At 43.9% G+C, this 255-nt stretch carries 1 rRNA gene; it reads right to left on the bottom strand.

Annotated elements, in window-relative coordinates:
• Positions 1-69 (bottom strand): 5S ribosomal RNA (rrf, locus tag HXW94_RS19145); the annotation flags it as partial.
• Positions 70-255: the final 186 nt, after the last annotated feature.

The following is a 255-nucleotide window of genomic DNA, read 5'->3' as shown; positions in this document are numbered from 1 at the left end:
GACGCTAAAGAGCTTAACTTCCGTGTTCGAGATGGGTACGGGTGTGGCCTCTTCGCCATCGCCACCGGTTACACTGGTCGGACCTGGAACTTCAGAAAGCTTTATTCTTGTCATGTTCCATGGGTCCCAATATGTAATCTGTTGTAGTAAACAGTTATTTCAACATCAAAGTATCTAAATTTATTCGTGGAAAAAAGTGGCTAAGCCTCACGACCTATTAGTACTGGTAAGCTCAACATGTTGCCATGCTTACAC

Origin of the sequence: Desulfobacter latus, from assembly GCF_013389365.1 — a bacterium.
Classification (GTDB): domain Bacteria; phylum Desulfobacterota; class Desulfobacteria; order Desulfobacterales; family Desulfobacteraceae; genus Desulfobacter; species Desulfobacter latus.
The sequence above is the reverse complement of the archived record's forward strand: the minus strand, read 5'-3'. Positions and strand labels throughout refer to the sequence as shown.